Here is a 12,298-nt window from a genome sequence, read left to right as displayed (position 1 = left end):
GGGCGGACTTCGTGCGGGAGTTCCGCACCGGCGCCCCGTGAGCGACGGCCTCCCCCATGAGACGGCGATCCTACTTGCAGCCACCTCGGACCGGCCCCGGTAGGGTGGCGCGCGCACTGTGCGCAACCGCGAATCAGGGGGTCCAGACACGTGAGTACGACTGCAGCGACCGGCTTCTGCCGTGTCACCGTCGTGGCGCCGGACAGTCGTATCGACGTCGCACTCCCGGAGGACATCTCCGTCGCCGACGTCTATCCGGAGATCCTGCGGCTCACCGGACAGACCCAGGCCGCCGGCACCCCGACCGGCTACCACCTCGTCCGGCGTGACGGCTCCGTCCTCGACGGCGCGCGCACCCTCGCCGCCCAGCAGGTCCTCGACGGCGAGGTCCTCTCGCTGCGCCCGTTCGCACAGTCGCTGCCGCCGGCCGTCTTCGACGACGTCTCCGACGCCGTCGCCTCCGCCGTCACCCGTGACCGGCACCTGTGGAGCGACGACCTGCTGCGCGGCGCCGGACTCGTCGGCGGAGTGCTGCTGCTGGTCCTGATGGGCTTCGTGCTCTGGTTCGCCGATCCCGTGCGCCACGACATGCACAGCCTTCCCGGTGTCGTCGCGGGCGCCGCGGGCATCCTGCTGACCGCGTTCGCCGGCGTGCGCGCCCGGGTGTACGGAGACCGGGCCACCGCCGTCGCGCTCGGGCTCGGCGCCCTCCCGCTGCTGCTCATCGCCGGCTCGGGCATCATCGGACCCGACGCGGGCCACGGCCCCGGACGCCTGCAGTTCCTGCTCGGCTGCGTGACCGTGCTGGTCGTCTCCGTCACCCTGGTCGCACTCACCCCCAGCGGCGACGCACCCTTCGTCGCGGCGACCTTCCTGGCCACGGTCGGCACCCTCGCCACCTTCCTGGCGATCGTCTCGGAATCGTCGGCGCCCGAGACGGCCGCCGTCTGCGCCCCGGTCGCCGTCGGCCTGGTCGCCTTCCTGCCCGGCCTCTCCGCCCGCTTCGCGCGGCTGCCCATCGGCTACGCGTCCCCGCGCAGCGCCACGGAGGACGAGTTCCACGCCGACCCGAACCACACCCCTGACGAGGCCCAGCCCGTCGACGGCGAGCGCATCGCCCTCCAGGCCCGGCGCGGCCACGAAATGCTTCTCGGCCTCGTCGGCGGTTGCGCCGCCGTGGTCGTCGGCTCCGCCGCGGTCCTCGGCTTCGCCGGCAACGTCTGGGGCCAGTTCCTCGCCCTGGCCGCCGGCCTCGCGATGCTCCTGCGGGCCCGGCTCTTCCGCTACACCTCGCAGGTCGCGTGCGTTCTCGTCGCCGGAATCGCCGCGATCAGCCTGCTGATCCTCGGCCTCTCCCTCAACCCGCCGGTCGACCTGGTCAAGGACCTGCTGATCTACGGGGACCGCGGCGGCCTCGACATCCGTACGATCTGGCTCACGGCCGCCGTCGCCGCGGGCGCCGCTCTGGTCACCGCGATCGGACTGATCATCCCGAGGAAGGGCCTCTCTCCCTTCTGGGGCCGTCTGCTCGACCTGACCGAGGGCTTCGTCCTCCTCTCCCTCGTCCCCCTCTGCCTTGCCGTACTGGACGTCTTCATGGCGGCTCGCTCCCTCACCAGCAAGTAAGGGGTCTGCGGACACCTGGTACCCTGTGTAACGGCCGTTTGTGTACGCGCTCCCGGAAGTGCCCCGAATCCCCGGATTCGGCTGATTCTCTGGGAGCTGCGCTCATCGGACCTTCGCCTCCGAGTCACGGAAGCTCCCCTGAGACCAAGACCAGGGGCACTCGTGGGCGCACGAACACCAGAGGAGTACCGAGTGTCTCTCGACGCCGCTACGAAGAAGCAGATTTTCGCCGAGTTCGGCCAGAAGGAGGGCGACACCGGCTCCCCCGAGGTTCAGGTCGCGATGCTCTCCCGCCGCATCTCGGACCTGACCGAGCACCTCAAGCAGCACAAGCACGACCACCACTCCCGTCGTGGTCTGCTGATCCTGGTCGGCCAGCGTCGCCGCCTGCTGCAGTACCTGGCCAAGAAGGACATCCAGCGCTTCCGTACCCTGGTCGACCGCCTCGGCATCCGCCGCGGTGCGGCCGGCGGTGCCAAGTAAGGACGCCGTGAAGGGAGCGGTTCCCACTTTTAGGGGGCCGCTCCCTTTGCTGTACGTGCGCGATGTACCGACCGGCACTTAGTCTGGTCACACAACGCCACATTCACGAGTGAGAGGCCGCCGGCACGCCGCCGGTCCTCGGTAGTGGCCCCCGGACCCCATCATCCCCGGGTGCTTCGATCGAAGACCGGCCCGCATCCGAAGGCGCGCTTCTCCTCCACCACCGTCCTCGGCCACACGGGCCGACGGACGAAAAGACGAAAGTAGGAGAAACCGCTAGTGGAGAACGAGACCCACTACGCCGAGGCCGTCATCGACAACGGCACCTTCGGCACCCGCACCATCCGCTTCGAGACGGGCCGCCTGGCCAAGCAGGCCGCCGGCTCCGCCGTGGCGTACCTGGACGACGACACGATGGTCCTTTCGGCCACCACCGCGTCCAAGAAGCCCAAGGACCAGCTCGACTTCTTCCCCCTCACGGTGGACGTCGAGGAGCGGATGTACGCGGCCGGCAAGATCCCCGGCTCCTTCTTCCGCCGGGAAGGCCGCCCCTCCGAGGACGCCGTCCTCACCTGCCGCCTGATCGACCGCCCGCTGCGCCCCTCCTTCAAGAAGGGCCTGCGCAACGAGATCCAGATCGTCGAGACGATCATGGCGCTCAACCCCGACCACCTCTACGACGTGGTCGCCATCAACGCCGCCTCCTGCTCCACGCAGCTGGCCGGCCTGCCCTTCTCCGGCCCGATCGGCGGCACCCGTGTCGCCCTGATCAACGGCCAGTGGGTCGCGTTCCCGACGCACACCGAGCTCGAGGACGCCGTCTTCGACATGGTCGTCGCCGGTCGCGTCCTGGAGGACGGCGACGTCGCGATCATGATGGTCGAGGCCGAGGCCACCGAGAAGACCATCGAGCTCGTCAAGGGCGGCGCCGAGGCGCCGACCGAGGAGGTCGTCGCCGCCGGTCTCGAGGCCGCGAAGCCCTTCATCAAGGTCCTCTGCAAGGCCCAGTCGGACCTCGCCGCCAAGGCTGCCAAGCCCACCGGCGAGTTCCCGGTCTTCCTCGACTACCAGGACGACGTCCTGGAGGCGCTCACCGCCGCCGTCAGGAGCGAGCTCGCCCAGGCGCTCACGATCGCCGGCAAGCAGGAGCGCGAGGCCGAGCTCGACCGCGTCAAGGAGCTCGCCGCCGAGAAGCTGCTCCCGGCCTTCGAGGGCCGCGAGAAGGAGATCTCCGGCGCCTACCGCGCGCTGACCAAGAAGCTGGTCCGCGAGCGGATCATCAAGGACAAGGTCCGCATCGACGGCCGCGGGATCACGGACATCCGTACCCTCGCCGCCGAGGTCGAGGCCATTCCGCGCGTGCACGGCTCGGCGCTGTTCGAGCGTGGCGAGACCCAGATCCTGGGCGTCACCACCCTCAACATGCTCCGCATGGAGCAGCAGCTGGACACCCTCTCCCCGGTGACCCGCAAGCGCTACATGCACAACTACAACTTCCCGCCGTACTCCGTCGGTGAGACCGGCCGCGTGGGCTCGCCCAAGCGCCGCGAGATCGGCCACGGCGCGCTCGCCGAGCGCGCCATCGTGCCGGTGCTGCCGACGCGCGAGGAGTTCCCCTACGCGATCCGCCAGGTGTCCGAGGCCCTCGGCTCCAACGGCTCGACGTCCATGGGCTCGGTCTGCGCCTCCACCATGTCGCTGCTGAACGCCGGTGTGCCGCTGAAGGCCCCCGTCGCCGGTATCGCCATGGGTCTGATCTCCGAGGAGATCGACGGCAAGACCCACTACGTCGCCCTCACCGACATCCTCGGTGCGGAGGACGCCTTCGGCGACATGGACTTCAAGGTCGCCGGCACGAAGACCTTCGTCACCGCGCTCCAGCTCGACACCAAGCTCGACGGCATCCCCGCCTCGGTCCTGGCCGCCGCGCTGAAGCAGGCCCGTGACGCGCGTCTGCACATCCTCGACGTGATGAACGAGGCGATCGACGTTCCGGACGAGATGTCCCCGAACGCGCCGCGCATCATCACCGTCAAGATCCCGGTGGACAAGATCGGTGAGGTCATCGGCCCCAAGGGCAAGATGATCAACCAGATCCAGGAGGACACCGGCGCCGACATCACGATCGAGGACGACGGCACCATCTACATCGGTGCCGCCGACGGCCCGGCCGCCGAGGCCGCCCGCGCCACGATCAACGGCATCGCCAACCCGACCATGCCGGAGGTCGGCGAGCGCTACCTGGGTACGGTCGTCAAGACCACCACCTTCGGCGCGTTCGTGTCCCTGCTCCCGGGCAAGGACGGCCTGCTGCACATCTCGCAGATCCGCAAGCTCGCCGGTGGCAAGCGCGTGGAGAACGTCGAGGACGTGCTCGCGGTCGGCTCCAAGGTCCAGGTCGAGATCGCCGAGATCGACCAGCGCGGCAAGCTCTCCCTGATCCCCGTGATCGCGGACGAGGACGGTGCCGCCGAGGACGCGAAGGACGACACCGACCAGTGACGTCCCGTAGTTCCCGTGTGACGGCCCGCCCCTCTTCGGAGGGGCGGGCCGTCGCCCGTACCCAAACGCTTCTCCCGGGCAGGGACGGCATCGGCACGGTCCGCCGCACCACCCTCCCCGGCGGCCTGCGGATCGTCACCGAGACCCTCCCGTCCGTACGCTCCGCCACCTTCGGCATCTGGGCGCACGTCGGCTCGCGCGACGAGACGCCCACGCTCAACGGCGCCACGCACTACCTGGAGCACCTCCTCTTCAAGGGCACGAAGCGACGCAGTGCCCTCGACATCTCCTCCGCGCTCGACGCGGTCGGCGGAGAGATGAACGCCTTCACGGCGAAGGAGTTCACCTGCTACTACGCGCGGGTGCTCGACACCGACCTGCCGCTCGCCATCGACGTGGTCTGCGACATGCTGACCGGCTCGCTGATCCTCGAAGAGGATGTCGACGCCGAGCGCGGCGTCATCCTCGAAGAGATCGCGATGACCGAGGACGACCCGGGCGACGTCGTGCACGACCTGTTCGCGCAGACCATGTTCGGCGACACCCCGCTGGGCCGCCCGGTCCTCGGCACGGTCGACACCATCAACGCCCTGGACCGCGGCCGGATCGCCCGCTTCTACAAGAAGCACTACGACCCGACCCACCTGGTCGTCGCCGCCGCGGGCAACATCGACCACGCGACCGTCGTACGCCAGGTCCGCCGCGCCTTCGAGAAGGCGGGCGCCCTCTCCCGTACGGACGCTGTCCCCGTCGCCCCGCGCGACGGCCGGCGCACGATCCGCACCGCGGGCGCCGTCGAGGTCCTGGGCCGCAAGACGGAGCAGGCCCATGTCGTCCTCGGCATGCCGGGCCTCGCCCGCACCGACGAGCGCCGCTGGGCCCTCGGCGTGCTGAACACGGCCCTCGGCGGCGGCATGTCCTCCCGCCTCTTCCAGGAGGTCCGCGAGAAGCGCGGCCTGGCCTACAGCGTGTACTCGTACACCTCCGGCTTCGCCGACTGCGGCCTCTTCGGGGTGTACGCGGGCTGCCGCCCCAGCCAGGTCCACGACGTGCTGAAGATCTGCCGCGACGAGCTCGACAAGGTCGCCTCCGACGGGCTGACCGACGACGAGATCGCCCGCGCCATCGGCCAGCTCTCCGGCTCGACCGTCCTCGGACTGGAGGACACGGGCGCGCTGATGAACCGCATCGGCAAGAGCGAGCTGTGCTGGGGCACCCAGATGTCGGTCGACGACATGCTGGGCCGGATCGCCGCCGTCACCCCGGACGAGGTCCGCGAGGTCGCCCGTGATGTGCTCGGACAGCGGCCCTCGCTGTCCGCCATAGGGCCGCTGAAGGACAAGCAGGCGGCTCGCCTGCACGAATCCGTCTCCTAGAAGGAGTTCAGAGAGCAATGAGCAAGCTGCGCGTGGCGGTTGTCGGAGCCAAGGGCCGGATCGGCTCCGAGGCCGTACGGGCCGTCGAGGCCGCCGAGGACATGGAACTGGTCGCGGCGCTCGGCCGCGGCGACAAGCTGGAGACGCTCACCGAGGCGGGCGCCCAGGTCGTGGTCGAACTGACCACCCCGGACTCCGTGATGGGCAACCTCGACTTCTGCGTACGCCACGGCATCCACGCCGTCGTCGGTACGACCGGCTGGACCGAGGACCGCCTCGCGCAGCTGAACACCTGGCTCGCCGCCTCCCCGGAGACCGGCGTCCTGATCGCCCCGAACTTCTCCATCGGCGCCGTGCTGACCATGAAGTTCGCCCAGATCGCGGCCCCGTACTTCGAGTCCGTCGAGGTCGTCGAGCTGCACCACCCGAACAAGGTGGACGCCCCCAGCGGCACCGCCACCCGTACCGCCCAGCTGATCGCCGCCGCCCGTGCCGAGGCCGGCCTCGGCTCCCAGCCGGACGCGACCGCCACCGCCCTGGACGGGGCGCGCGGCGCGGACGTCGACGGCGTTCCGGTGCACGCCGTACGGCTCCGGGGCCTGCTGGCCCACCAGGAGGTGCTGCTCGGCGGCGAGGGCGAGACCCTGACGATCCGTCACGACTCGCTGCACCACTCCAGCTTCATGCCGGGCATCCTTCTGGGCGCCCGCCGTGTCGTCTCCGCCCCGGGCCTCACCTTCGGCCTGGAACACTTCCTGGACCTGGGCTGACGGCCATGGGCGGAAAGATCACGTACGTCTTCCTCGCCACCGTCCTCGTCCTCGTCTTCGGGGTGGTGGCGATGGAGGGCGTCCTGCTCGTCCTGACCGGGGAGCCCGCGGCGATGGGAATGGGCGCGGTGGCGTTCCTGCTGCCCGGCGTGGGCGGCTGGTTCCTCTGGAAGAACACCGCCTTCGCGCGGAACGCGCAGCGGCTCGCCCGCGAACTGGAGGCCGAAGGCGGCCTGCCGGTGGACGAGTTGAGGCGTACGGAAGGCGGCCGCATCGACCGGGAGTCGGCCGACGAGGTCTTCGCGAAGCGTCGCGCCGAGACCGAGGACGCCCCGGACGACTGGCGCTGCTGGTTCCGGCTGGCGGTCGCCTATCACGACGCCCGCGACACCCCGCGCGCCCGCAAGGCCATGCAGCGCGCGATCGCCCTGCACGCGGGCCGTACGGTCAGCGCGTAGCGGCGGGGGCGGCGACGCCGTACTCGGCGTTCCACGCCTCGACGGTGTCCGCCGCGCGGTCGAACGCCTCGATGCGGGAGAGGAAGTCGGCGTTGTGGTCGGTGAGCAGAGCGATCTGCTCACCACCCTGCCGCCCGAGGATCAGGGCCTGGCCCTGGACGGTGCGCGGCAGCCCCAGCCACCGCACGGGCTGCTGCGCCGTACGCACGTGCGTCACCCGGGCCCACGCCACGGTGGTGGTGGAGAAGAAGCCGACCCGGCGCACGCCGTGGAGGCTCACCCAGGTCCCCACCCGCAGCATCCGCAGCGCGGAGGCGATCATCAGGGCGGCCAGGACGAACGTGACGACGGCACCGCTCGTCGCGCCGGCGGCGACGATGATCACCGCGGCGAAGAGGACGAACGAGGCGAGCAGCAGCGCGAGCGCCGCCGCCCCCACGCGCCAGGGACCGGGCCGGTAGGGCCGACGCCACTGGTCGTGGTCGTCGAACGGCAGCGCGACGTCGTCGGTCGCGTCAAAAGCGCGGTCGGCCGTCAGAAAAGGCAGGGGCACGACTGGTCCTCACTCACAAGCACGCTCGAAGGGGCTGTGCCCGGTGAGGCTACCCAGGTGGTCTCGACCGGGCCACCTCAGGGGGGCCGTTCTGATCAGCGGCCGTCGGAGGCCTGCGACTGCTGCCGGTGACCGTCGCCCGCCCCCGACTGCATGGACGGCATCCCGAAGAGCAGGGATCCGACGAGACCGGCCACGACGGTCAGCCCGACCAGCGTACGGCCCGCGACCTGGGAGACGCTGAGGCGCTCCCTGGGCGGCGGAGTGACGTTACTGCGGAAGCGGTCGGCCTCGGCGACGAATGCGAACGGGACGGCCTCTCGCCGGCTGAACATCTGGGCCACTCTCCTCGGAGCTCGTGTGGTGTGCGCTGTCACGGATAAAGACGACCAAAGTCACCGTTCGGTGCCCTATTTCCCCGAATTGGCCAAAGAAACTGGTCCGGGTGGGTGGGGGAGCAGGTGAGGGGCTCGGCTGTCAGTGGCTCCCCGTAGAGTGGGCGCCGCCCGAGCGACGCACTTTGGAAGGACCCCGCCGGTGACCGACACCCCCGCAGCAGATCTCAAGCCCAGCTTCCGCAGCGATGTGACCGTCGAGCTGGTGAAGCACAGCGCCGCCGACTCGGACGTGCTGTGGGCGGCCCGCGTCTCCACGGCGGGTGAGCAGTCGCTCGACGAGCTGCAGAAGGACCCCGAGCGGTCCAAGGGGCTCATCAACTACCTGATGCGGGACCGGCACGGCAGCCCCTTCGAGCACAACTCGATGACCTTCTTCATCAGCGCCCCGATCTTCGTCTTCCGCGAGTTCATGCGGCACCGCGTCGGCTGGTCGTACAACGAGGAGTCGGGCCGCTACAGGGAGCTGGAGCCGGTCTTCTACGTCCCCGACGCCTCCCGCAAGCTCGTCCAGGAGGGCCGCCCCGGCAAGTACGTCTTCGTCGAGGGCACCGAGGCCCAGCAGGAGCTGACCGGCCGCGTCATGGAGGACTCGTACGTCCGGGCGTACGCGGCGTACCAGGAGATGCTCGCCGCGGGCGTCGCCCGCGAGGTGGCCCGCTCGGTCCTGCCCGTCGGCCTCTTCTCCTCGATGTACGCCACGTGCAACGCGCGCTCGCTGATGCACTTCCTCGGCCTGCGCACCCAGCACGAGCTGGCCAAGGTGCCGTCCTTCCCGCAGCGGGAGATCGAGATGGTCGGCGAGAAGATGGAGCAGCACTGGGCGCAGCTCATGCCGCTCACGTACGACGCGTTCAACAAGAACGGCCGTGTGGCCCCGTAAAGCACAGATGTACGACCACGTCACGCGAAGTGTCCGTATTGCGACGTTTCACGAAGTTCATCTAGGCTGATCAAACGGACCCGGCACTGCTTGAACCCCCGAGCAGGCAGTGCCGGGCTCCCTTTCTCACGTCCCCCGAGGGGACACCGGGCGATGAGCAGCGAGTAGCGTGTTACCCATGGCTCCGATCTCCACTCCGCAGACCCCCTTCGGGAGGGTCCTCACCGCCATGGTCACGCCCTTCACGGCTGACGGCGCACTCGACCTCGACGGTGCCCAGCGACTCGCCGCCCATCTGGTGGACGCGGGCAACGACGGCCTCGTCATCAACGGCACCACCGGTGAGTCCCCGACCACCAGCGACGCGGAGAAATCGGAGCTGGTACGAGCGGTACTGGAGGCGGTCGGGGACCGCGCCCACGTCGTCGCCGGCATCGGCACCAACGACACCCACCACTCCATCGAGCTCGCCCGCACCGCCGAGCGCGACGGCGCACACGGCCTCCTCGCCGTCACGCCGTACTACAACAAGCCCCCGCAGGAGGGCCTGTACCGGCACTTCTCGGCCATCGCCGACGCCACCGGCCTCCCGGTCATGCTCTACGACATCCCGGGCCGCAGCGGCGTCCCCATCGACACCGAGACGCTCGTCCGGCTCGCGGAGCACCCCCGGATCGTCGCGAACAAGGACGCCAAGGGCGACCTCGGCCGCGCCAGCTGGGCCATCGCCCGGTCCGGCCTCGCCTGGTACTCCGGCGACGACATGCTCAACCTGCCGCTGCTCTCCGTGGGCGCCTGCGGTTTCGTCTCCGTCGTCGGCCACGTCGTCTCGCCCGAGCTCCGCGCCCTCCTCGACGCCCACCTGAACGGTGAGGTCCAGAAGGCCACCGAGATCCACCAGCGATTGCTGCCGATCTACACGGGCATGTTCCGTACACAGGGCGTGATGACCACCAAGGCCGCGCTCGCCCTCCAGGGCCTCCCCGCAGGTCCCCTGCGGCTGCCCCTCGTGGAGCTTTCTCCCGAGGAGACCGCCCAGCTCAAGGTCGATCTCGCCGCCGGCGGGGTAGAGCTCTAGCTACAGACTTCACAACTGAATATCCGATCGTCGAACGATCGACTGACAACAGCAAGTGCACGAATGTCATGCGCGCCACGTGCCCAAGCGGTACGTGGCGCGTGTGGTGAGGAGAGTCTTTTGAGTCATCCGCATCCTGAACTCGGCGCCCCGCCGAAGCTGCCCAAGGGCGGCCTGCGCGTCACCCCGCTCGGCGGGCTCGGTGAGATCGGCCGCAACATGACGGTCTTCGAGTACGAAGGCCGGCTGCTGATCGTCGACTGCGGCGTCCTCTTCCCCGAGGAGGAGCAGCCCGGCGTCGACCTGATCCTGCCCGACTTCACCACCATCAAGGACCGCCTCGACGAGGTCGAGGGCATCGTGCTCACGCACGGCCACGAGGACCACATCGGCGGCGTCCCCTACCTGCTCCGGCTCAAGCCGGACATCCCGCTCATCGGCTCCAAGCTGACCCTCGCGCTGATCGAGGCGAAGCTCCAGGAACACCGCATCCGCCCCTACACCCTCGAGGTGAAGGAAGGCGACCGGGAGGCCCTGGGCCCCTTCGACTGCGAGTTCATCGCGGTCAACCACTCCATCCCGGACGCGCTCGCGGTCGCCATCCGCACCCCCGCGGGCATGGCCGTCGCCACCGGCGACTTCAAGATGGACCAGCTCCCGATGGACGGCCGGCTCACGGACCTCCACGCGTTCGCGCGGCTCAGCGAGGAGGGCATCGACCTCCTGCTGTCCGACTCGACGAACGCCGAGGTCCCGGGCTTCGTCCCGCCGGAGAAGGACATCTCCACCGTCCTGCGGAACGTCTTCGCCAACGCTCCGAAGCGCATCATCGTGGCCAGCTTCGCCAGCCACGTGCACCGCATCCAGCAGATCCTCGACGCGGCGCACGAGTACGGCCGCCGCGTGGCCTTCGTCGGCCGCTCGATGGTCCGCAACATGGGCATCGCGCGCGATCTGGGCTACCTCCGCGTCCCGGCCGGTCTCGTCGTCGACGTGAAGACCCTCGACGACCTGCCGGACGACGAGATCGTGCTGGTCTGTACGGGCTCCCAGGGCGAACCCATGGCCGCGCTCTCCCGGATGGCCAACCGCGACCACCAGATCCGGATCGTCCAGGGCGACACCGTGATCCTGGCGTCGTCGCTCATCCCGGGCAACGAGAACGCGGTCTACCGCGTGATCAACGGCCTGACCCGCTGGGGTGCCAACGTCGTCCACAAGGGCAACGCCAAGGTCCACGTCTCGGGCCACGCCTCCGCCGGCGAGCTGCTGTACTTCTACAACATCTGCCGGCCGAAGAACCTGATGCCGGTCCACGGCGAGTGGCGGCACCTGCGCGCCAACGCCGAGCTCGGCGCGATGACGGGCGTCCCCAAGGACCACATCGTCATCGCCGAGGACGGCGTCGTGGTCGACCTGGTCGACGGCAAGGCCCGGATCGTGGGCAAGGTCCAGGCGGGCTACGTCTACGTCGACGGCCTCTCGGTCGGGGATGTCACGGAGTCCTCCCTGAAGGACCGCCGCATCCTCGGCGACGAGGGCATCATCTCGGTCTTCGTCGTGGTCGACGCCTCGTCCGGCAAGATCGTCAGCGGCCCGAACATCCACGCCCGTGGTTCCGGCATCGACGACGCGGCGTTCGACGCCGTGATCCCGAAGGTCGAGCAGGCCCTGAACAAGTCGGCCCAGGACGGCGTGGTCGAGCCCCACCAGCTCCAGCAGCTGATCCGCCGCTCGGTCGGCAAGTGGGTCTCGGACACCTACCGTCGGCGCCCGATGATCCTCCCGGTGGTCGTGGAGGTCTGACGGACGGCTCAGGCCCCGGCCTGACCAGCGCCAACTGGGAGCGGGGCGCCTCGATTTGCATCGGGGCGCCCCGCTCCAGTACGTTTACGGCTCCGCCAGCAAGGGAAACCCCGGCACCTTCGTGTGTCCGGACGGATGACCGAGCGGGGCGGGAAATCCGACTCAGAACTTCTGATAAAGTCGGATCAACGCCGGAAAGCGGATCGGGAAAACCGAGAAGCCGGAAAGCACCGAGGAAATCGGATCGAAAAGATCTGATAGAGTCGGAAACGCAAGACCGAAGGGAAAAGCCCGGAGGAAAGCCCGAGAGGGTGAGTACGAAGGAAGCGTCCGTTCCTTGAGAACTCAACAGCGTGCCAAAAATCAAC

At 69.3% G+C, this 12,298-nt stretch carries 11 protein-coding genes; 9 read left to right on the top strand and 2 right to left on the bottom strand.

All coding sequences use genetic code 11. The features are described from left to right. The first annotated feature begins 150 nt into the window (after window positions 1-150). The 6 genes from eccD to ACF1G2_RS11900 all read left to right on the top strand — a co-directional run bounded on the left by eccD (window position 151) and on the right by ACF1G2_RS11900 (window position 7,215). Window positions 151-1,626: a type VII secretion integral membrane protein EccD gene (eccD, locus tag ACF1G2_RS11925; protein WP_391798158.1), complete on the top strand. Its 1,476-nt coding sequence runs from the start codon at window positions 151-153 to the stop codon at window positions 1,624-1,626. 192 nt (window positions 1,627-1,818) lie between these two features. Beyond that, on the top strand, window positions 1,819-2,109 hold the full coding sequence (gene rpsO / locus ACF1G2_RS11920; protein WP_331917982.1) for a 30S ribosomal protein S15: 291 nt from the start codon (window positions 1,819-1,821) through the stop codon (window positions 2,107-2,109). 279 nt (window positions 2,110-2,388) lie between these two features. Then, window positions 2,389-4,611, top strand: coding sequence for a polyribonucleotide nucleotidyltransferase (locus ACF1G2_RS11915; RefSeq protein ID WP_391798157.1), 2,223 nt, complete (start codon window positions 2,389-2,391; stop codon window positions 4,609-4,611). Further along, complete coding sequence (locus tag ACF1G2_RS11910) at window positions 4,608-5,987, top strand: M16 family metallopeptidase (protein WP_391798156.1); 1,380 nt, start codon at window positions 4,608-4,610, stop codon at window positions 5,985-5,987. Before ACF1G2_RS11915 ends, ACF1G2_RS11910 begins: the two co-directional genes overlap by 4 nt. A 17-nt stretch (window positions 5,988-6,004) precedes the next feature. After that, on the top strand, window positions 6,005-6,757 hold the full coding sequence (gene dapB / locus ACF1G2_RS11905; RefSeq protein WP_391798155.1) for a 4-hydroxy-tetrahydrodipicolinate reductase: 753 nt from the start codon (window positions 6,005-6,007) through the stop codon (window positions 6,755-6,757). A 5-nt stretch (window positions 6,758-6,762) separates the two neighbouring features. Further along, a complete protein-coding gene (locus ACF1G2_RS11900) occupies window positions 6,763-7,215 on the top strand; it encodes a hypothetical protein (protein WP_391798154.1) in 453 nt (150 codons plus the stop codon). Here the strand turns inward: ACF1G2_RS11900 and ACF1G2_RS11895 are convergent. Beyond that, the gene (locus tag ACF1G2_RS11895) at window positions 7,205-7,768 is read right to left on the bottom strand and encodes a hypothetical protein (RefSeq protein ID WP_391798153.1); all 564 of its coding nucleotides are present in this window, start codon (window positions 7,766-7,768) and stop codon (window positions 7,205-7,207) included. The two genes, ACF1G2_RS11900 and ACF1G2_RS11895, sit on opposite strands and share 11 nt — an antisense overlap. Before the next feature lie 95 nt (window positions 7,769-7,863). Next, the gene (locus ACF1G2_RS11890) at window positions 7,864-8,103 is read right to left on the bottom strand and encodes a hypothetical protein (RefSeq protein WP_391798152.1); all 240 of its coding nucleotides are present in this window, start codon (window positions 8,101-8,103) and stop codon (window positions 7,864-7,866) included. A 202-nt stretch (window positions 8,104-8,305) separates the two neighbouring features. Here ACF1G2_RS11890 and thyX point away from each other — a divergent pair, with 202 nt between their 5' ends. The 3 genes from thyX to ACF1G2_RS11875 all read left to right on the top strand — a co-directional run bounded on the left by thyX (window position 8,306) and on the right by ACF1G2_RS11875 (window position 11,930). Next, entirely contained in the window at window positions 8,306-9,046 is a 741-nt protein-coding gene (gene thyX / locus ACF1G2_RS11885) for an FAD-dependent thymidylate synthase (RefSeq protein ID WP_391798151.1), read from the top strand. Window positions 9,047-9,224: 178 nt separating this feature from the next. Further along, the gene (dapA, locus tag ACF1G2_RS11880; RefSeq protein WP_391798150.1) at window positions 9,225-10,124 is read left to right on the top strand and encodes a 4-hydroxy-tetrahydrodipicolinate synthase; all 900 of its coding nucleotides are present in this window, start codon (window positions 9,225-9,227) and stop codon (window positions 10,122-10,124) included. 120 nt (window positions 10,125-10,244) lie between these two features. Beyond that, entirely contained in the window at window positions 10,245-11,930 is a 1,686-nt protein-coding gene (locus ACF1G2_RS11875) for a ribonuclease J (protein ID WP_391798149.1), read from the top strand. Window positions 11,931-12,298: the final 368 nt, after the last annotated feature.

Origin of the sequence: Streptomyces sp. NPDC013457, from assembly GCF_043089925.1 — a bacterium.
GTDB lineage: Bacteria > Actinomycetota > Actinomycetes > Streptomycetales > Streptomycetaceae > Streptomyces.
This window is presented reverse-complemented; position numbering and strand designations above follow the sequence as displayed.